The organism is Paenibacillus aquistagni, from assembly GCF_900177815.1.
In the GTDB taxonomy this organism is placed as follows: Bacteria; Bacillota; Bacilli; order Paenibacillales; family Paenibacillaceae; genus Paenibacillus_B; species Paenibacillus_B aquistagni.
This window is the reverse complement of record NZ_FXAZ01000011.1, coordinates 23,522-43,137: the sequence shown is the minus strand read 5'-3', so window position 1 is coordinate 43,137 and position 19,616 is coordinate 23,522. Positions and strand designations below refer to the sequence as shown.

Annotated in this window: 19 protein-coding genes and 1 riboswitch; all 19 genes read right to left on the bottom strand. The window is 48.3% G+C overall.

All coding sequences use genetic code 11. From position 1 onward, the window contains the following. Positions 1 to 93 precede the first annotated feature (93 nt). Complete coding sequence (spoIIE, locus tag B9Y93_RS23480; RefSeq protein ID WP_085498859.1) at positions 94 to 2,583, bottom strand: stage II sporulation protein E; 2,490 nt, start codon at positions 2,581 to 2,583, stop codon at positions 94 to 96. A 473-nt stretch (positions 2,584 to 3,056) separates the two neighbouring features. Continuing rightward, complete coding sequence (locus B9Y93_RS23475) at positions 3,057 to 3,527, bottom strand: S1 domain-containing RNA-binding protein (RefSeq protein ID WP_085498857.1); 471 nt, start codon at positions 3,525 to 3,527, stop codon at positions 3,057 to 3,059. Positions 3,528 to 3,709: 182 nt separating this feature from the next. Continuing rightward, entirely contained in the window at positions 3,710 to 4,081 is a 372-nt protein-coding gene (locus tag B9Y93_RS23470; protein ID WP_085498855.1) for an FtsB family cell division protein, read from the bottom strand. A 16-nt stretch (positions 4,082 to 4,097) separates the two neighbouring features. Continuing rightward, positions 4,098 to 4,763, bottom strand: a complete 666-nt coding sequence (gene yabQ / locus B9Y93_RS23465) for a spore cortex biosynthesis protein YabQ (protein WP_085498853.1) — start codon at positions 4,761 to 4,763, stop codon at positions 4,098 to 4,100. Next, positions 4,760 to 5,044, bottom strand: coding sequence for a sporulation protein YabP (yabP, locus tag B9Y93_RS23460; RefSeq protein WP_085498851.1), 285 nt, complete (start codon positions 5,042 to 5,044; stop codon positions 4,760 to 4,762). Before yabP ends, yabQ begins: the two co-directional genes overlap by 4 nt. 104 nt (positions 5,045 to 5,148) lie before the next feature. Continuing rightward, complete coding sequence (gene queF, locus B9Y93_RS23455; protein WP_085498849.1) at positions 5,149 to 5,640, bottom strand: preQ(1) synthase; 492 nt, start codon at positions 5,638 to 5,640, stop codon at positions 5,149 to 5,151. A gap of 205 nt (positions 5,641 to 5,845) precedes the next feature. Next, entirely contained in the window at positions 5,846 to 6,643 is a 798-nt protein-coding gene (gene queE, locus B9Y93_RS23450) for a 7-carboxy-7-deazaguanine synthase QueE (RefSeq protein ID WP_240968284.1), read from the bottom strand. Beyond that, the gene (gene queD, locus B9Y93_RS23445) at positions 6,640 to 7,125 is read right to left on the bottom strand and encodes a 6-carboxytetrahydropterin synthase QueD (RefSeq protein ID WP_085498846.1); all 486 of its coding nucleotides are present in this window, start codon (positions 7,123 to 7,125) and stop codon (positions 6,640 to 6,642) included. Before queD ends, queE begins: the two co-directional genes overlap by 4 nt. Continuing rightward, positions 7,122 to 7,784, bottom strand: coding sequence for a 7-cyano-7-deazaguanine synthase QueC (gene queC / locus B9Y93_RS23440; protein ID WP_085498911.1), 663 nt, complete (start codon positions 7,782 to 7,784; stop codon positions 7,122 to 7,124). The genes queD and queC overlap by 4 nt, the downstream gene beginning before the upstream one ends. A gap of 169 nt (positions 7,785 to 7,953) precedes the next feature. Further along, positions 7,954 to 7,997, bottom strand: a riboswitch (PreQ1 riboswitch). A gap of 39 nt (positions 7,998 to 8,036) precedes the next feature. Further along, a complete protein-coding gene (locus B9Y93_RS23435) occupies positions 8,037 to 8,234 on the bottom strand; it encodes a hypothetical protein (RefSeq protein WP_085498844.1) in 198 nt (65 codons plus the stop codon). 9 nt (positions 8,235 to 8,243) lie between these two features. Beyond that, a complete protein-coding gene (locus B9Y93_RS23430) occupies positions 8,244 to 8,519 on the bottom strand; it encodes an RNA-binding S4 domain-containing protein (RefSeq protein ID WP_085498841.1) in 276 nt (91 codons plus the stop codon). Then, on the bottom strand, positions 8,519 to 8,791 hold the full coding sequence (locus B9Y93_RS23425; RefSeq protein ID WP_085498839.1) for an HU family DNA-binding protein: 273 nt from the start codon (positions 8,789 to 8,791) through the stop codon (positions 8,519 to 8,521). The genes B9Y93_RS23430 and B9Y93_RS23425 overlap by 1 nt, the downstream gene beginning before the upstream one ends. A gap of 204 nt (positions 8,792 to 8,995) precedes the next feature. After that, positions 8,996 to 10,504 carry a bifunctional methyltransferase/pyrophosphohydrolase YabN gene (gene yabN / locus B9Y93_RS23420; RefSeq protein ID WP_085498836.1) on the bottom strand — a complete coding sequence of 503 codons (1,509 nt, stop codon included), beginning with the start codon at positions 10,502 to 10,504 and terminating at the stop codon, positions 8,996 to 8,998. 225 nt (positions 10,505 to 10,729) lie between these two features. Then, a complete protein-coding gene (locus B9Y93_RS23415) occupies positions 10,730 to 12,352 on the bottom strand; it encodes a putative polysaccharide biosynthesis protein (protein ID WP_244903554.1) in 1,623 nt (540 codons plus the stop codon). A 217-nt stretch (positions 12,353 to 12,569) separates the two neighbouring features. Next, complete coding sequence (spoVT, locus tag B9Y93_RS23410) at positions 12,570 to 13,112, bottom strand: stage V sporulation protein T (protein WP_085498834.1); 543 nt, start codon at positions 13,110 to 13,112, stop codon at positions 12,570 to 12,572. A gap of 726 nt (positions 13,113 to 13,838) precedes the next feature. Then, a complete protein-coding gene (locus B9Y93_RS23405) occupies positions 13,839 to 14,969 on the bottom strand; it encodes a peptidylprolyl isomerase (RefSeq protein ID WP_085498832.1) in 1,131 nt (376 codons plus the stop codon). Further along, positions 14,956 to 18,483, bottom strand: a complete 3,528-nt coding sequence (mfd, locus tag B9Y93_RS23400; protein ID WP_085498830.1) for a transcription-repair coupling factor — start codon at positions 18,481 to 18,483, stop codon at positions 14,956 to 14,958. Before mfd ends, B9Y93_RS23405 begins: the two co-directional genes overlap by 14 nt. A gap of 172 nt (positions 18,484 to 18,655) precedes the next feature. Continuing rightward, the gene (locus B9Y93_RS23395; RefSeq protein ID WP_085498828.1) at positions 18,656 to 18,886 is read right to left on the bottom strand and encodes an anti-sigma-F factor Fin; all 231 of its coding nucleotides are present in this window, start codon (positions 18,884 to 18,886) and stop codon (positions 18,656 to 18,658) included. Between the two features lie 77 nt (positions 18,887 to 18,963). Next, positions 18,964 to 19,524: an aminoacyl-tRNA hydrolase gene (gene pth, locus B9Y93_RS23390; RefSeq protein WP_085498826.1), complete on the bottom strand. Its 561-nt coding sequence runs from the start codon at positions 19,522 to 19,524 to the stop codon at positions 18,964 to 18,966. Positions 19,525 to 19,616 lie beyond the last annotated feature (92 nt).

The window sequence follows — 19,616 nt, the reverse complement described above, 5'->3', positions numbered from 1 at the left end:
CATAAAAAGAAACCCTCCTTCATCATGAATCTAGAATCTAGTTCTAGTATTCCCTGATTTGGAAGGGTTTAACCGATAGATTGTTCATTCTCCTCAGCTTACTGTAAGCGGACGTTCGGTGTGCTCCCTTGACGTCCAGTTCAGCGTCGTCCACTCCGGAATATACCGATCCACGCGGGTCACAATGACAGACATGTCATCCTCAATTTTCCCCTGGGCCTGCCGAATTACCGTATCCAGCAGCAAGTCGGCAATCGCCTGCGGGTCATCCGTGTCCAACTCCCCAATTAGACGCTTCAACCATAAATCTTTATTTGCTGCAGGGCCCGGAGCATCATACACCCCATCTGTCATCATAATCAATAGATCGCCTGGCCTTAAATTCATATGAATCGACTCTACATCAATATCCTGAATAATGCCTAAAGGCAAATTGCCTATTGCAATAGGCTGCACCTCCTTGCCGCTCTTAATAAAGCTTGGCGTCGATCCGCTCTTCATCATGGTCGTCTTAGCCGTATAGAGGTCTACAATCGCCAGATCCACGGTCGCATAGACTTCGTCGGGCGATCGAACCATAAGAAGCGAGTTGACAGACTGTATGGCAAGCTTCTCATCCATCCCAGATTGGAGGAGCTGCGAGAGCAGCGTAAGCGCCGTTCGGCTTTCCATGTTCGCTCGTTCTCCATTGCCCATACCATCGCTCAAAGCAATTGCATACTTTCCCCCTGCCATCTCCTGTGCATGATAGCTGTCTCCCGATAGGACATCTCCCCCTTTGGCGGCCCACGCCATTCCAACATGAACCTCGAATGATTTTGCCGATACAAAGGTCACCACGCCTTGTCCGCTGTGCTCCTCCGCTTGGTTCTCCTCCCTGACCGATATTTGCTCTCCCAAAATATCGGATAATAGCGGTGCAATCAGCTTGCGGCATTCATCATAACCTTCGGTAAAGGAATGCACGAGCTCTATTTCCACATGTCCCTTCTCCAAGGATAGTACGTCAACTCGATTCACCGACAGACCGAGCTCCTCAATGGCTTGCCGAATCTGCTCCTCCTGCAGAAACATTTGCCGGCCTTCTCGGTTAATCTCCTTTACAAGGTCATCCATAACCTTCGATACACCCGCAAGCTGCTCCGATACAAACGTGCGGCTGTCATAAATTTGCTTGCGCCAGTTCAGGTCCTGATGATAGCGTTCTAGCTGCTCCTTCATAGCAGCAAGCACCTGCGGCGTCTTGGTACAGGAATCCTTCCATTTCTTTGAGATTTGCCGTTCTTTAAAATCAGGCTGCTCCTCCACCGCCTCCATCATTTCATTCATCCATGTCACGGTTTGCAAGTAGCGATTGCTCCAGCAGGAATGCTGTTTGGCACAGCCCCCGCACGTCTTTTCACAGACGGCTCCAAGGATTGAATGATAGTCTTCCTCCTTTCTCTTAAGCTCTCCCGCGCCTGCCATCTGCCCAAAGCTTGCCGACAGCTGGCGGAACAGCTCCGAGAACTGCTTGACGCGGTCGGCAGTCATATCTCGAACTCTCCTCGCATAATCATGTTGAGACTTCACATGCTCGTTTGTGCCCGGAATATATTTGGCCAGCGTGTTCATAATGACACGCGGAGTAAGAAGAAATAGCACAGCCGCAGCAATCGTCTCCCAGGTTGAAGCAAGCACGTGTTCCACAGGACCTAGATAGACCGATAGGATCGCGGTGCCAAGCAGCATTCCGAAGGCAACTGCCCACCGCTTGCCATCCTTCATAAGCCCTGCCAGAAGGCCCGCAAAGGCAAGCAAGCTAAGCTGAAGCATGGAATGCGGCTCTGCCAAGCTTAGAATAAGGCCTAGAATTACCCCGACAGCAGCTCCAAGGGGAGCACCCCCAACGATAGCGAACAGCATGACCATATAGCGAGAGAGCACATGGTCAACCTGTAGTCCCTGAACAATCCAGCCCACAGCACCTGTCATCATGCAGGCAAGCAGAATAAACAAGCAGACGAGCTCTTCGGATTTGAGCGTGTAATTGCGCTTATGCAGCGTAAGCACGGGCAGTGCTTGTACAAACACTAACGTCAGCACCAGGCCTAATATCGCATCGGTGGCATCCATCAGCACGGCATACCAGGTGAGCTGGCTGCTCATTAGCGTTGTAAAGAGATGAACGGCTAGATTGGCGAAGAAAACCATAAAGGGCGCAAAATTAATCTCGCTCTTCTCATAGGCCTGCAGTCCGCGGTGCATCAAAATAATAATAAGCAGCTGCATGGCAATCATTAAGGTCGTCGGTTCAGAAGCGAACAAGCTTCCTGCCAGCAATGAGGTTCCAATCCATACGGCAAGATCCCGTCTAGTGAAATACATGACCGCAAAGAACGCGGAAGCAAACGGGAACAAGTCCTGCAGAATGACAGCTCGTCCTAATAAGAAACCCACGCACATGAACAAAATGGTCCACTTACGCGTTCCGATCAACTGCTTAAAGCGCTCGTATCTCCATTTCTTTGCCCCTTTGTCCATTTCGCGTTCCTCCTTATCTTCATTCCACATTGGTTTAGGAAAAGGAATTACCTTATTCATGACCAAGCACCACCTATTCTCAGTTTCTTGTGCCTCTTATTATAGGAGCATGAAAAGGAAAGGTTTGTCAGAATATCGTTAGGCTGTAAAAAAACTTTCCGACAGGTATTTTGGTTTTGTCAGGAGAGAGGCGAAGCGGCGTGGGGCAAGGGACAAGCGTAATCGCTCACAGCGTGCGGCGCCTGTTCATTGTCATAATTTCGAACATGCTTGGGCTGGATTAAGATTAGAAATGGCTTGAAGCATACGATTATTAGGGGGATGTTGTCGTAACTTTCTTTGGCAACGACAAAAATAGAAGTCATAGCCTTGCAATCTCAGACGTTGTCAGTTTGTGAGCCGCGCTTATGCTGCACGCTGGCGAATGCTGGACAATTCGCGTTAAGGCGCTATAAATAGCAAAAAAGCTGCACCAACGGATGAGCCGTTGTGCAGCTTTGAATATTCCTACGTCTACTAGAGCGATCAGATCGTTACATCCGGCGTGCGCCGCGTCCACCGCGCTTGCCTTCTGTGTTCTTTTTTAACGAGGAGATGCGCTCTTCACTGTCTTTAAGGAAACGTGACATTTTATCCTCAAAAGAAGGGGCGTTATACGATGATTTACGTCCTCCACGATCTCGATTCCCAAATCCCGGTTTGCCTCCATCTCTGCTACCTGGTCGATCCGGACGAGGCCCACGTTGCGGTCTTTGCTCGGATGCAGGCTTATCAACAGCTTGCTTAATAGACAAGCCGATCTTACCGTCTTTGTCAACATTAATAACTTTGACGGTGACGACGTCGTCAATTTTTAGATGATCATTGACGTCCTTGACGTAGTTATCGGCAATCTCAGAGATGTGAACGAGTCCCGTGACACCTCCCGACAGATCCACAAACGCTCCGAAATGCGTAATACCTGTCACTTTGCCTTCTAACTTGATGCCCACTTCAATTGTCATAAAATAAAACGTTCCTCCCTTAAATAGTTAAACGGCGTAAGGCACTGAACAACTGCAAAATCGCCGTAGTCCTCTGAAGAAAGAAAACGACGGCATTTATTCAGGTCGATTACACTGCTTATGTGGTGATTATACTGTAGCAGGAGAGCTTTGGTCAACTGACGGCTGTCCCGCTTTTGAGCCTATTCATCTTGTTTGCGGATAAGAATTTCATCTGGCCTAAGCATTCCTTTGCTTCTTGCAATATCCAGAAGATATTCCTCCGTATTCAGCTTATTCACTTTGTTCTGAAGCTCATCGCGCTTCTGCAGGGTTTTGGAGTGAACTTCCTCTTGCGCGGAGAATTCCTGCTGCAAGTCCTGCATCTTGAGCATCTGGCCAACGTATGTGTAGACTCCCCAACCACTAAAGACCACAACAAAAGCAAGCCACAGCTGAATTCGCCGCCTTGTGCTTTTTCGAGCAACAGGGGCTTTGTTATTCGTCTTCGGAGCTGAGAGAAGTTCAGCCTGACGTTCAGCTCTCCATTGCGCCTCGGGTCTAGATCTAGACATCCGTTAACCTCCTTGCTTATTTGGTAGGGCGAATCCACTTCCATATCTTATTCAAGAGAACACGCCATTGGTTCTTTACCCGCTTGTACCCATCTGAAACAGCTTGTATCCGCCTCAAGAGACCTGTCCACCATCGAACGACGCGTTCAGTCATGCCCCATCGATTCCAAAGCGGCACGACCAATGGTGCAAACAGCCAGCGTACAAGCCACCAGAGCGGCTGAGTACATTTTAGCACAAGTTTACCGAGGAATATAGCGATACGAAGCACAAAACGAGCGATAGCAAGCAAAAACAGGCCCAAAGTCTTAATCGGAACGATGATGACGACATATAGTGTGCGTAGAAGAAAGGTTACGACGGCTTTTGCAGCTTGTACGATCCAGGTCGCAATGCTGACTGTTGCCTTGCTGAGCAGCAAATAATACGCATATGCGCCAATAGCAAGGCCTAAGAATATATAGAATCGAAGCTCTCCCTGATTGCCTTTCACTAGCATTTGGAACACGAACCATGTCGCGGCAAGCCAATAAACGACATCAAACAGCGGAAGACTCCATCTTGGAAAGCGCAGCTGATGCGCGACGACTCGGTAGCTGTCATAGACGACGCCTAGCGTAGCACCACTGACCGTCATGAAGAATAACGTCATCCACTGGCTGTACAGGCTTAGATGGCTCATTTAAACAGCTTCCCAAAAAAACTCTTTGATTTGCTTTGCTGGTTGCCGTCCAGATAGGTCAGGGAGTTGACCAAGCCTTCAATCGCTACGATGCCTTGTTCAAGATTCATATTCTTAATATGCAGATTCTGCCCGCGAATCGTCAGGTAGCCGCATTCGGTCTCCAGCAGAAATTCCTCGCTGTCGAAGCTTTCTACGCTGTTGATGCCGCTGATCTCCAGCACTTTGCGATTCATCATCTTCATCTCTTGTCGCTTCACAGGCTTATTCATCTCGTTCATAGCATGTACCCCTCCTTCTCACCAATAGATATGAGGGAGAGGCATGCTAATAGAACTTCGAAATAAAGTTATTTTGACATCTGATATAGCCCTTATCTTTCGCTTTAGCGATTGTCCACCTTCTCCGGATATAGATCATGCTGCATGAGCCGCTGACGAGCCATGTCTTCATACACTGTTCCTGGTTTCCCATAGTTGCAATACGGATCGATGGATATCCCGCCGCGTGGCGTAAACTTGCCCCACACCTCGATATAACGCGGATCAAGCAGTTCGATAAGGTCATTCATAATGATATTGACACAATCCTCATGAAAGTCCCCTTGATTGCGGAAGCTGAATAAATACAGCTTCAGGGATTTGCTTTCCACACACTTTTGATCCGCGATATAGCTGATGTACATCGTGGCAAAGTCAGGCTGCCCTGTCATCGGACACAGGCTTGTAAATTCCGGACAATTGAACTTTATAAAGTAATCCCGATAAGGATGCTTGTTCGGAAAAGCCTCCAGCACCTCAGGGGCATAGGTTGATTTGTAGCTGGTCTGCTGTCCCAAGTGGGTCAGCGGCAGCTCCTCTTGCGAACGTCCTGCCATCTTAACCTCTCCTTTTTTATGATCATTAATCTCAAAATGAAACGATTGAACGATTCACAGCCATCATTCTGAAGCAATGGCATTTATACATCATGGGATTCCGTACAAGCTTCCACAGCGAATCTCCTACAAATGCAGTACATGCTCATCTTAGGGCCAGCTTCTGGATCGATTAACCGACCAATGATCCGCTTCGTCAAAGAAGCTATACGCCGCGCTTATTACCCCATACCAGCGTGTGGAGCTGAGGCAGCACCTTGGCGTCATTCAAGCGCGGTTCTGCAGCAGCCTGCTCAATCAGCCACTCATAGCGCTTCAACAACCCTTTGATCAACTCATCATCGTTTGCAGAAGCAACATCAGGATTGCCCGTCTGCAGGACAAACGGTATTCCAGCATACCGTTCGTGCATGTCAACGGCATACTGAAGATCTGCTTCATCAAAGACAACCACCTTCAAGCAGACGGAAGTATCCGCCTTGCATAGACGGTTCATAAGCTCTTCGAGCTTGTCATCATCTGTTGTCATGCCCGAACTCGGCGGCTTAGGCGATACTGTAACATCATCAATCTCTGCAAGCCACGGCTGCCACTTGGTTCCTTGCGTTTCTACTGCCGTACGAATCCCCTTTTGCTTGAGCAGCTTAACAAGCTCCCCTAAGGATGGAAGCAGAGCAGGATTGCCCCCTGAGAGCGTTACATGCGAATAGCGCCCTGCAGCCAGCGACTCCAGACGCAAGAAGATCTCCTCTGCCGTCAACAGCTGAATCTCATCCTTAGCGCTGCCATCCCACGTGAAGGCGGAGTCGCACCAGCTGCAGCGATAGTCACAGCCCGCTGTACGCACGAACATGGTCTTTTGCCCCACGAGCGCGCCTTCTCCTTGAACGGTAGGCCCAAACACCTCCAGCACCGGAATCCGCTGCGTGTGAGGAGTGTGAGAATGCGCTTGAGACGCATCACAACGCGCTAATACGCTGTTCATGCCGTTCTTATGGCTCATTCCATCATCCACTCCCGTCTTGCCTCTGCGTAGCCTGTAGGCGTCTCGTACAGCCTTACGAATTCCACACGGCAGCCCAATGCCTTAGATGACTCCGAGTCCTTCAACGCGCTTTCCATCTGCTCATAGATCCAGACCACCATATTTTCGGCTGTTGTATTCATTGGGGGCAGGGTGTCATTCAAGTAGCGATGGTCGAGATACGGCTCCATGCGATCCTTCCACAGCGTCTTGATCTCGCCAAAGTCCAGAGTCAGCCCAATCTCGTCCACATAGCCGCTGATGCCAAATACGACCTTGTACGTATGTCCATGGAGGTTTTTGCATTTGCCTTCATACGCATGAAGATGATGCGCTGCATCAAAGGTGAATGCCTTGCTGACCATCACGCGCTTACGATGATAGCGCAGCTCGTTTGCTTCGATATCCGTGCCATAGCGCTGCAGCTTCTCTACGATTTGAAATGGCCCTGGTTGTCTCACTGCTGCACCTCTTCTCGCTCTAGCAAATATTTCTCCAGACCTGCCATGCGAAGCCTGCAGGCAGGACATTCTCCGCACCCATCCCCTGCGATCCCGTTATAGCAAGTAACGGTTTTTTCCCTGACGAAGGAAAGCGCGCCAAGCTCATCTGCAAGCTTCCATGTTGCAGCTTTGTCCAACCACATGAGTGGCGTATGAATGACAAAGGGGTAGTCCATCGCGAGGTTCAAGGTCACATCAAGCGACTTTATAAACACATCTCGGCAATCCGGATAACCGCTGAAGTCTGTTTCACAAACGCCAACTACAATGTGCCGTGCACCCATCTGCTTCGCATAGATGGCAGCAAAGGTGAAGAACACCATATTCCGTCCGTCCACGAACGTATTCGGAAGCTTCCCTTCCTCCTCCTTGATCTCCATATCTGCTCTTGTCAGCGCATTAGGCGCCAATTGATTGAGCAAGGACATATCAAGTATGCAATGCGGGATGTGAAGCTCCTCCGCAATTCGGCTGGCATGTTCAAGCTCAGTACGGTGACGCTGACCATAATCGAACGAGATCGCCTCCACATGGGCAAATCGTTCTAATGCCCAGAATAAACAAGTCGTGCTGTCTTGGCCGCCACTGAATACAACAACGGCTTTTTCTTGCTTCATCATGCTCCTCATCCTTTCCACTCCCGCTTCTTGTGGCTCTCGTATACACAAAAAAGGGGATGTCACATTATGTGCATCCCCTCTATCAACTATAGGCAACTTCAAATACGACATCTCCATCTTGCTTTTTTGGCATGCGCCGATAAAGCATCAATGAATAAGAGTGCCGTAGACCTTAGTTTTTTATAGAGGGAGATTGCGAACCTCTCCCGCACAACAAGCATGCGGAATGTATGATATTGTCATTGATGTTCACCACGGCTTCATGGTCTTAACAAGCTGGATGAACACGTCTATTAGTATAGCATATTGCTCCGCCCGTGACGCTAGACCCTGCGCAAACCCAATATTCACCTTCAGGTCCTGCCACCCGGCCTTCAATGAGGCTTGCACAATAATAAAAAAGCGCCCGAGCTGCAACGTGTGCAGCTTGAGCGCTTGTTTGTTCACATAGAATAATTACCATTCAAACTCTTGCTTCGGAATTGGTTCTTCTCTCAGCAGCGTATACATGCCTTGAGCCTCTTCCTTCTTCGTTGTTTCCTGAAGTCGCTCAACGCGAACCGTCACGAGCTTCTGGCCAAATTGCACAGTGATCTCGTCTCCGACCTTCACCGTACTGCTTGGCTTCGCCTCGCGCCCGTTCAGTATGACGCGCCCTTGTCCGGACACATCTTTTGCCACCGTGCGGCGCTTGATGAGTCGCGACACCTTCAAGAATTTATCGAGGCGCATTATTTTACTGCTTCTTTAAGCTTGTTGCCTGCTTTGAATGCAGGTACAACAGACTCAGGAATCTCGATTGTTTTACCTGTTTGAGGGTTGCGGCCTGTACGACCAGCGCGTTTGCGAGTTTCGAATGTACCGAAGCCGATCAATTGAACTTTGTCGCCTTTTGTCAAAGCATCTGTTACTTCACCGAAGAAACCGTTCAATACTGTTTCTACGTCTTTCTTAGTCAAACCGCTTTTCTCTGCAATGTTGTTGATCAAATCTGTCTTATTCATTCTATTGGCCTCCTAATTCTTTTCATCAAATTTAATAGAGCTGTCAGTGTACGACTAGAATATCGCAGTCGCCCGCATAGATACATAACTCAAGGAATCTTGCGTTTTATGTATTCTTGCTCGATGAGGAAATTCCTTCTTAGGACGATCACTTTTTATAATTTTGACGAAAATTGTGTATGATCGTGGTTGCGTCCTGCTGCATCAAGGCGTGAACCGCTTCGATTCCTGCCACCACTGCTCCATTTCTAGTAAATCAGTCTGGTCAAAAGATTTGCCGTTTATACGAAGCTGTTCTTCGATATATCGGAATCTTTGCACAAATTTATGATTGGTCATCACCAGAGCTTCCTCTGGATCGACATCGATAAATCGGGATACATTCACTGCGGCAAACAGCAGATCACCTAACTCCTTCTGCGCATGCTCCAGTGCCTGTTCTTCCTTTCCTTGTGCCTGACCATCAATGATCGCCTCTCGCAATTCTTGCAATTCTTCAGCTACTTTGTCAAGTACATCTTCCACACGGTCCCAGTCAAATCCTACTTTTCCTGCCTTTTTCTGATATTTATAGGCTTTCATCAGAGCCGGCAGCTCTCTAGGAACGCCATCAAGTACCGATGGCCGTTTTGACGCTTCGCCTTTCAACTGCTTCTCCTTCGCCTTCATCTGCTCCCAGTTCTTAAGCGCAGCTTCGGCGTCTTTAGCCGTGCTGTCCCCAAATACATGCGGATGGCGGAATAAGAGCTTCTCATTCAGCCCCTGTACAACGTCATAGACATTGAAGGTGCCTGTCTCTTCTTCCATCTGCGAGTGAAGCATGATCTGCAGCAGCAGGTCTCCAAGCTCCTCCTGCATGCCCTCCACATCATCATCATCAATCGTCTCAAGCACTTCGTAAGTTTCTTCGATCAGATACTTGCGAAGAGATTGATGAGTCTGTTCCCGATCCCAAGGACAGCCTTCCGGGCTTCTTAAGGTTGCCACAATCTCATGCAGTCTTGCAAATGTGCGATTGCGAACACGATCATCCTCTGTGCGGGGCACCCAGATCAAGGATAGGTTGCCGTAACCTTCGACACGGTCAAGCTCATACAAAGGCACGCGGATGATTTGCTCCATCCCTTGTACACCAAGCGCATGGCCGACAACGACCTCATAATCATCTGGATACATCTCCATCAAGCTTAGCTTCACATCAGATGCCGTAAACGTATCATACACTTGTCCAATCACGATGTGCAACTGGGGAGACAGCACGGCAGGGTTGATCGTCGAAGCATCGAGCAGTTGAAACCCATCTATCGGGTCAAATCCAAAGCGGGTGAATGTCTCGTCAATAAAGCTCTCACCGCCAATAATCTCAAGACCAACCTGCTCCTTCTCGCACTGCTCGCGCAGCAGGCTGACTGTAGATTCTGCGACCATCGGATGCCCTGGCACCGCATATACAATCTCTTCTGCTTCATCTTTGGCCAGCGCAAGGAGCTGCCGTGCAATAGCTGCATACACCTCAGGGAAGCTGTCATGCGCCTCATACACCTTGTCAAAGCTCGTATAACGAATCTGATGGTCTCGAAGCAGATCCATGACAGGATGATGCTCCGTTCGCACATATAGATGCTTGGCGCCTTGCAGTCGATTCCATACCTTAAGCGTCAATTGGCCTGGATCGCCAGAGCCAAGACCCATTACGACAATCTTGCCACTCATTATGAAATAGCCTCCTTAGGCTGGATATTCAAATCAACAGGATAAACCTCCATGAGCATACCCATCTTCTTCCTAGTCTATACCTAAAATCTGATAAATGCGAGTTCATCCGTAATCGGGAGCAAGGAGGATGCCTGCTTAGCACTGCTTCCTCCACATGCATTTCCAAAGTTCTCTTTAGCCGCCAATGGATGACAACTCCTCTTACAGGCATCGAGCATTCTCTTACCGCTGCAGGCGCCACGCCATCGCTTCAAGTCTCCACCCAAGCTTAGGTATAATCGCCCACTCCTCTGGTTCTATAATGCGAAGCCGCATGGCAAGCAAGGTGAATACCGTTACCCCAGCAGGGATTGCTGCCGCTGTTGCCAGGACAGCTGCAAAGCGTCCATCTCCAAGAATGCTCATTACCACGGCAGAGCTAAGCCATGCCATTACTCCCATTCCAAGCAGGGACAATGCTAATCGCAGAGGATGCCTGAGCCATGCGGACCAGCCCAAGCCAGCTTGTTGAGCAAGGCTTGCCATATTAAGTGCGGCGGCGGCCGATAAGGCTATGATCGCGGACCAGCCGGCTCCGTCGATCCCTAAATTCGGAACGAGCATAATGTTAAGCACAAGCTTAAGCACTGCAGCAACGAGCAAATGAACAACAGGGGCTCGCAGTGCTCCCATCCCTTGCAGCAGCGCAGCAGAAACGACCTGTAGCGTGCCCGCCAGAGCCGTAAAGGACAGCAGGACAAAGGCTGTGCTTCCTTCATTGTTTGTGTACAACGCAATATTTATAGGCTTCGACAAGACGATAAGCCCTACTGCTGCGGCGCTCCCAAGCAGCAAAGCAGTCTGGATACTGCCTCTAATTATCCCTTGGGTCTCATGCACGCCTCCTCGCTTCCAAGCAGCTGCAATCGCGGGCACCAAGCCTACGACCAAAGACCCTGCTGTTAATGTGATCAGCTGCGTCAGGGGCAGTGCACGCGAGTACAAGCCATATTCCATCATGGCCTCGGCTTCCGTCCAGCCCTCATAGAGCAGCATGCGTGGAACAGTGAATACATCAACCACATTCACCATCGGCGTCACAAGTGCACCTAGGCAGATTGGGATGGCCGTCCAAGCGATTCGCTTCATCCAGATCAGCAATGAACGCAAGCTGACTCTCTGGCTAGCTCTGCATCGTATCGGCCCTCTTGCGTACATCATCAGCGCAAGCAAGATTAAACCCACAACGCCGCCAGCAAATGAGCCAAATACAGCACCTGCTGCAATCACTTCATCGGCTGCTGATTGATTAGTCAGCATAATAAGCAGCACAACCATAACGGTAACGCGCGCGAATTGCTCCACAACTTGAGAGATCGCAGACGAAGCCATTCTTCCCTGTCCCTGCTCATAGCCCCGTAGTACAGCTGCAAGAGGGATCACGAGCAAGGCATACGATGATGCCTGAATAGCAGGGATCGTATGCGTGTTGCCGATCCAAGCGGCAAGCTGCTCCGCTTGAGTATACATCGCGATAAAGCCTGCCATGCCGATAATCTCTACCAGGATCAGCGCAGCGAGCAGCAGCTCTCTTGTGCCTCCATGCTCACCACTTGTCTCCTGACTTGCGACAAGCCGTGATATCGCGATAGGGATGCCAGCGGCTGCCGCAGTGGACAGCAGAACATAAAAGGGATAGACCGCATTATAAATGCCAAATACGCCATCCCCGCCTATATTTTGAAGAGGTATTTTTTGAAAAGTGCCGATGATCTTCGACAAAATAGACGCGAGACCAAGCAGCATTGCTCCATGAAGAAGCTCCGAGGAAGCCCCCTTATTGGGCTTTAGCTCATATTCCCTCATTTGGTATCCCGCCTTACCATTCCTTAGCTTGCAAATACGCTAAGTATTATATCACAGCATCTGCGGCATGCATGTCTCTAATGTTGCCACTATTCTAACCAGGATGCAAAGCACACAATGAAACACTGACAACATCAAAAAACTCCTTGTCTTTACGCCGCCGCAGTGCAGCAGGAGTAAAGACAAGGAGTTTCTCTTTTTCCTCAAGTTGAGGTTCTTATTGTTCCATTTGCTTGCCTAAGAAGCCAGCAGCTGTCTCGGACATTTTTTGCTCCAATTGACCCATTTTTGTTGCTTCGTCTTTGTTAAGCATAACTACGGTTCCGATTGGATCTCCACCAGAAACAATTGGTGCAACAACGAAGGAAGACCAAGTATCCACACCGTCTTTTACGATTTCATAAGAGCCCGCATTCGTTTCTACGATGGTCTTGCGATTTTCCATACAGTTTTCGAGCAGCATGCCGATTTGCTTTTCCAAAAATTCTTTTTTGGAGCCGCCTGCAACTGCAATAACAGTGTCACGGTCAGAAATCAAAGTAACATGTCCTGTGCTCTCATACAAGGATTCCGCATATTCCTTAGCGAAGTCGCCAAGCTCTCCGATTGGGGAATACTTCTTCAAGATGACTTCTCCATCACGGTCTACAAAGATCTCGAGTGGATCTCCCTCGCGAATTCGCAAAGTGCGACGGATTTCTTTTGGAATTACAACTCGACCTAGGTCATCAATACGACGAACAATACCAGTAGCTTTCATGTATGTTGCCCCGCTTTCTTGAGATTAATTTGAAGACTAACTAAATTATGTTGATTTAGGAGCCATACGTTGGATTTTAGAACCGTGCCCATAGTATTCATCTGCTCCCAACATCTTATACATCACATAATACGAAGGTAAACCCATCCAAGTTGCAAAAAAAATCACATTTTTCGACACTAAGCGACATTTTTCTACCCCGTTTTCTAAAAATTTTCACATTTTCCCCAATTTTAATGAAAAATCGTGAAAATGATTAGCTCAGATGATGCATTATTAGAAGCTCCTATCATTTAGCATCTTACTCATTCTGGAGAAATATGTATAGCCTTTTCCAAAGGTTTTACCAATTTTGCCTCATTTTAGTGCGACAACTTGCTGAAGGATTTACCTCCAATGGAAGCCTAACAAGCCGTAATTACATCATATATCTTTCATGAAAATCGCTCAACCATAAGGAATTATCCTCGTATTTGTCTATTGTAAACAAGCAGTAGTGCTTCCATGACGAACATATGTTATGCACTTTACATATGTCTAAATCATGTCAAACGAAAAAGTGACAGTTGAATACTATTGTCAGGCTCATTTTTCTATCGGCAATGTCATAATTTGCAATTAAATGGGTGATATAGAAAAGATTTTCTTTCAAAACAGGCCAAAAAAGCGGCTAATCCCACCAAATAGGTGGCGATTAACCGCGTGGATGACAACCGATTGCCGCTCTTATTTTTTATCGTCAGCAGGCTTCTCGTCCGTTTGCTTATCCGTTGATTCTTGTTTGTTTGTATCTTGTGACTTATCTGCATCCGAGGACTTGTCCGATTCTTGGGACTTGTCTCCTTCTGTAGATGTAGAGTCATCCTGCTTGTCTTCTTCCTTCTTCACAGCTGGAAGCTTAATGTCTTCATCCTTGACGATCTTCTTAAGCTCTGCGTCCATGAATTTGTTCATTTCCTCAGAAGCCACTGTGCTGCGAATTTGCTTCTTCTCGTCATCAGTAAGCGTATCGAACGTCTTTTCCGTACGTTTTTCTACCTTCATGACATGGTAGCCATAAGAAGTCTCTACTGGGTCGGAGATTTCGTTAAGCGTAAGCGTAAGCGCCGCATCGCGGAACTGCTCAACCCATTCGCCTACAGCTGCATCTTCATACAATCCGCCGTTTTCTTTAGATCCTGGATCTTCGGAATATTCCTTCGCAAGCTTCGCGAAGTCTTCGCCCTTCTTCAAGCGTGCTTGAACGTCTTGAGCCAGCTTAAGCGCATCTTCTTTCTTGCGCTCTTTGCCTTCAGGATCTGTGAATCCGATCAAGATATGACGAACAGATGCCGTTGTCATATTGTTTTTATCTTTTTCAAATTGAGCCTTCATTTGCTCGTCTGTTACTTTAGCATTGTAATCAGCAACAACGGTCATGATGCGTGTCATGTAGTTCAACACATCCTGCTCGGAGAGCTTCTGCGCTTCCAGCATCTTTTTGAACTCATCATCGCCAACTTGTTTCTTGATGGCAGCCATTTGATCCTCGGCTTCTTTCTTGCCTTCTTTCTTCGCATCATCTGTTGCTTTATCTTCAAGGTACAGATAAGCAATCTGCTGCTTGATGAAATATTGACGGAACTCGTCCATTTCGATCATTTGCTGATAGCTCGGATAGAAGAACAGCATGTTGGCCAGTTCTTTATCGAATTGATTCTGAGTCACTGTACCACCTTCATAGGTAGCAACCACCGGGCTGTTATCCGCTGGTTCGCTGCTGTTCTTATTGCCGCAAGCAGCAACGACGGAAAGCGCCAGCACCAGCATCAGTGCCACAAGGCTTACTTTCCAAGAGCCCTTTTTATTTTGCAACATCTTGCAATTCTCCCTTCGATTTGATGGCATCCTTCGCCCCTTGCATGAATTCCTCTAGCTTCATTAGCAGCTGCATAGCATCGAGACCGCGTGCATTTAATTTGATAGGACCGTTGACATTGCGGTCAATCGAGAATCGTCTGTCTATTTTGGCAGCGAGCATGGCCAGCTTTTTACGATCAAGACCTGATTCAGCCTGAGGATAAACCTTCATAGTCACCTCATCGCCTCGCTGCGTAAGCGCTTCAAACCCGTACTGCTTCGCGTACCACTTAAGACGGGATACTGCCAAGAGCTGCAGCACGGCTAGCGGAGGTTCTCCGAAGCGATCGATCAGCTCATCACGCAGCTCCTCTACTTCTTCAAGAGAGGATAGACCCGCTACTTTTTTATAGATCTCGATCTTCTGAATACTATCATAAATATAATCGGCAGGCAAATAGGCGTCGATGTTCAAGTCGATCACCGTTGTCCATGTTTGCTCATCCTCCATAACCTTGCCATCCATCTCTGCTTTGCGCTTCTGCACTTCCTCGGCCAGCATCTGTGAATACAGGTCAAAGCCGACGGAGGCGATAAAGCCATGCTGCTCCGCCCCTAACAGGTTGCCTGCGCCGCGAATGGACAAGTCCCTCATCGCAATCTTGAAGCCTGAGCCAAGCTCTGTGAACTCCTTGATGGATTGCAGACGCTTCTCTGCCACCTCATTTAACACCTTATCACGCTGATACATGAAATAAGCGTAAGCAATGCGATTAGAACGCCCTACACGGCCGCGCAGCTGATACAGCTGGGACAAGCCCATTTTATCCGCATCCTGCACAATAAGGGTGTTCACATTGGGAATATCGACACCAGTCTCGATGATGCTGGTGCTTACGAGCACATCATGCTCGCCATCAAGGAAGTCGAGGATAGCGGTCTCAAGCTCCTGCTCAGACATCTGACCATGCGCAACCGTTACCCTCGCCTCAGGAACCAGCATCTTAATATGCTCTGCGATTTGATGTATGCCTTGTACACGGTTAAACAAGAAATACACCTGCCCTCCTCGGGCAAGCTCGCGCTCAACCGCCTCACGAATCAAGGTATCGCTATGCTCCAGCACATACGTCTGAACAGGGAAGCGATTCTCAGGCGGTGTTTCGATGACCGACAAGTCCCGAACGCCCAGCATGGACATATGAAGCGTACGTGGAATTGGCGTCGCAGTCAGGGTCAGAACATCGACATTGGTCTTTAACCGTTTCAGCTTTTCCTTATGGGTTACGCCAAAGCGCTGCTCCTCGTCCACAATCAACAGTCCCAGATCCTTAAAGACCATATCCTGCGACAAAAGACGATGTGTGCCAATGACAATATCGACGACTCCAGACTTTACGCCCTTGATCGTCTCATTCTGTTCCTTGCGAGTACGGAAGCGGCTCATGACATGAATATTGAACGGATAATCCACAAATCGCTCGCGGAAGGTCTCATAATGCTGCTGGGCAAGAATCGTTGTCGGCACAAGCACAGCGACCTGCTTTCCTTCAATAACTGATTTAAAAGCAGCCCGAATCGCCACTTCTGTCTTGCCATAACCTACATCCCCGCACAATAGACGATCCATCGGACGCGGAATTTCCATGTCCTTTTTGATCTCTTCAATCGCACGAAGCTGATCTCTTGTCTCATCATAAGGAAATAAATCCTCGAACTCACGCTGCTCTGCCGTGTCCTTCTCGAAGGCATATCCGACAGAAGCCTGTCTGGCCGCATAGAGCTTAATGAGATCATCGGCAATGTCCTTGACAGAAGAGCGAACCTTATTCTTCACCTTGGTCCATTCTGTGCCGCCAAGCTTGTATACTTTTGGCTCTTTATCCTCAGAGCTTACATATTTCTGAATGAGGTGCAGCTGATCAACGGGAACGGACAGCTTATCCCCGCCCGCATATAAGATATGCAGGTAGTCTTTATGAATCCCATTAATCTCAAGCGTGCCGATCCCCATATATTTACCGATTCCGTGATTCTGGTGAACGACATAATCGCCCACTTTAAGCTCGGTATAGCTGCGAATGCGCTCCGCATTATCTGCCTTCACATCCGTTCGGCGAATGGACTTGCGCTGCTTAGACGAGAACATCTCGCTTTCGGTGATGACCACCAAATGAATCGATGGAAGCTCAAACCCACTCTGCAGATTGCCGTTAATAATGGTTGGCTCAGGTATCTGATAATCCTGCAGAACCCGCCTTACTCTCTCAACCCGCTCATCACCATTTGCTAGAATAATCACATTAGCATTGCCCTTTTTCCAGCGCTCCATCTCTGACTTCATCACATTCATCTGTCCATGGAAATTCTGCATCGAACGGCACATGACGTTCACAATGTTTTGCGGGTGCGAATGTGGCACCTGACGTAAAAACAAAGCCATATAGATCGTTTGGAATGGACGATTAAGAAGCGTCTCATCAGAAGTGCGGCCAAGCGGAAGGGAAGGGAGCATCTTACCGTGCTGAAGCAAATGCGTGTTCCATTCCGCCTCATCACGCTCCAGCTGCTTCGCGGTCTCTAGCACACGCGCTGGCTCGTCAATAATTAATAGAGTATCCTTCGGCATATAGTCATACAGCGTTTCTTTTTCTGGGTACAACACCGAAATATATTTATAAAGGTCAGTAAAATAGACAGCCTGACGGAGCCGCTCGATCTCAGCCTCAATTTCCTGACGCAGTCGATCTTTTGCTTGACGATCACTCATCCTGCCAAGCTGGCTTTCCAATAATTCATATGCAGCATCTGCACCAGCTCGGAAACGTTCCTCTGTAACCGGCATATCCTTAGCTGGCGTGATAATCAAATGCTCCACCTTATCGATCGAACGCTGATCGGCAGGGTCGAACGAACGAATCGAATCGATGACATCGTCAAACCACTCCAAGCGATAAGCACTCATGGAGGTATAAGGATAAATATCTACAATGCCGCCGCGTACACTCATCTCGCCCTTGGACTCTACCCGTTCCACACGCTCATAACCTAGCGCCACCATACGGGTTAAGAACGCTTCTAGCGGGAATTCATCGTCCACCTTAAGCTGCAGCTCCGCATCAGCCATTACATCTCTTGAAGGAAGGTAGCGGCGCAGACCAGCGTATGGCGTTACAACTACCCCGCGGAAGCCTTTAGCAAGACGTGTCAGCGCATCAATACGCTGAGCGACCACTTCCGGGCTTGATATGGCAGCCTCAGCAGCTACCAGCTCGTTTGCCGGATATAAGACAACTTGCTCTTGCGATAAGCATTCCTGCAGATCCTCCATGGCCTTTTGCGCGGAGAACATATTGTGGGTAACGATCAGCACCGGGCGCTCAAGCTTGTGAGCGAGGGCCGCCATCATCACCTGACGCGAAGATCCAGATAATCCTGATACAAGCTGCTCCTTCAATCCGCTCTTCACACCGGCTGCGATCGAGTCAATATCTCGCTCTTCTGATAAAGCTTGCATCAATGCATTTAACAAGTTTAGGGCACCTCTTTCTTCCCAACACATGATAGAGATAAAATAGTTCCTTTGTTATGGAATAATCCATGAAATGATATAGATCCTAATATTTCAAATAAGCCTCGGCTAACAAGCCAAGGCTTATCAACAATCACCGTGAACATGCTTTCACAATGGAACATATCACCGATTACTGCAATGGTGTAGCAAGCCCGGCCAGCTCTGGATTGTGCTGATACGCTTGCAAACAATAATCGCAGGTCATCCGAACCGTGATATCCCCGTTATCATGTTCTTGAACATATTGATCCTGTTCATCTCTTGTAAGCAGGTCAAAACCAAGTCTATTTCTGTCGATAGACGGCTCATCAATGCGTCCAATTAACGTGTGACAGTGCTTGCAGACATAATTCACAGACATGTATATGCCTCCTCGTGAAGTTATATACCGTCTAGTATGCCCGCATCACACCATGATTAGCCAACCACTCCCATATATCAGCCGTTGAACTTGGCCATCGTCTGCTCAAAGGTGTTTGCCATGAAAAACTCTACCGCATCCGCAGTTCGCTCAATGGACTGCTTCAGCAGCTCACGTTCGCCTTTGGCGAAGTCCTGCAGCACATAATCAACAATGTCACGGCCTGGAGCAGGACGAGATATCCCCATTCTCACCCGCTGGAAGCTCTGTGTTCCTGTATGCTGAATAATCGACTTCATTCCGTTATGTCCCCCTGAGCTGCCTTGAAAACGAAGTCGGATCTTGCCAAGCTCTGTATCCATATCATCATAAAGCACAACAAAATCTTCAAGGGATGCTTTGAAATAATCCATATAGGCGCGCACCGATTCGCCAGACAGATTCATATACGTCATCGGTTTAATCAAAACAATCTTCTCGGCTCCAATTCTTCCTTCACCGATCAGTGCTTTGCATTTGCTGTCCCTTACTTGTATGTTATGGCGCCGAGCCAGCTCGTCAATCGCCATAAATCCAATGTTATGTCTTGTTGTTTCATATTTTAATCCAGGGTTACCAAGACCCACAATCCATTTCACTTCAATGCCCGCCTCCCTTCGCTTTCTCATCAAAATGCCGATAAGGGCTACATCTGAAGCACAGGTGCTTGCTGATGTAACCCTTCTCGTAT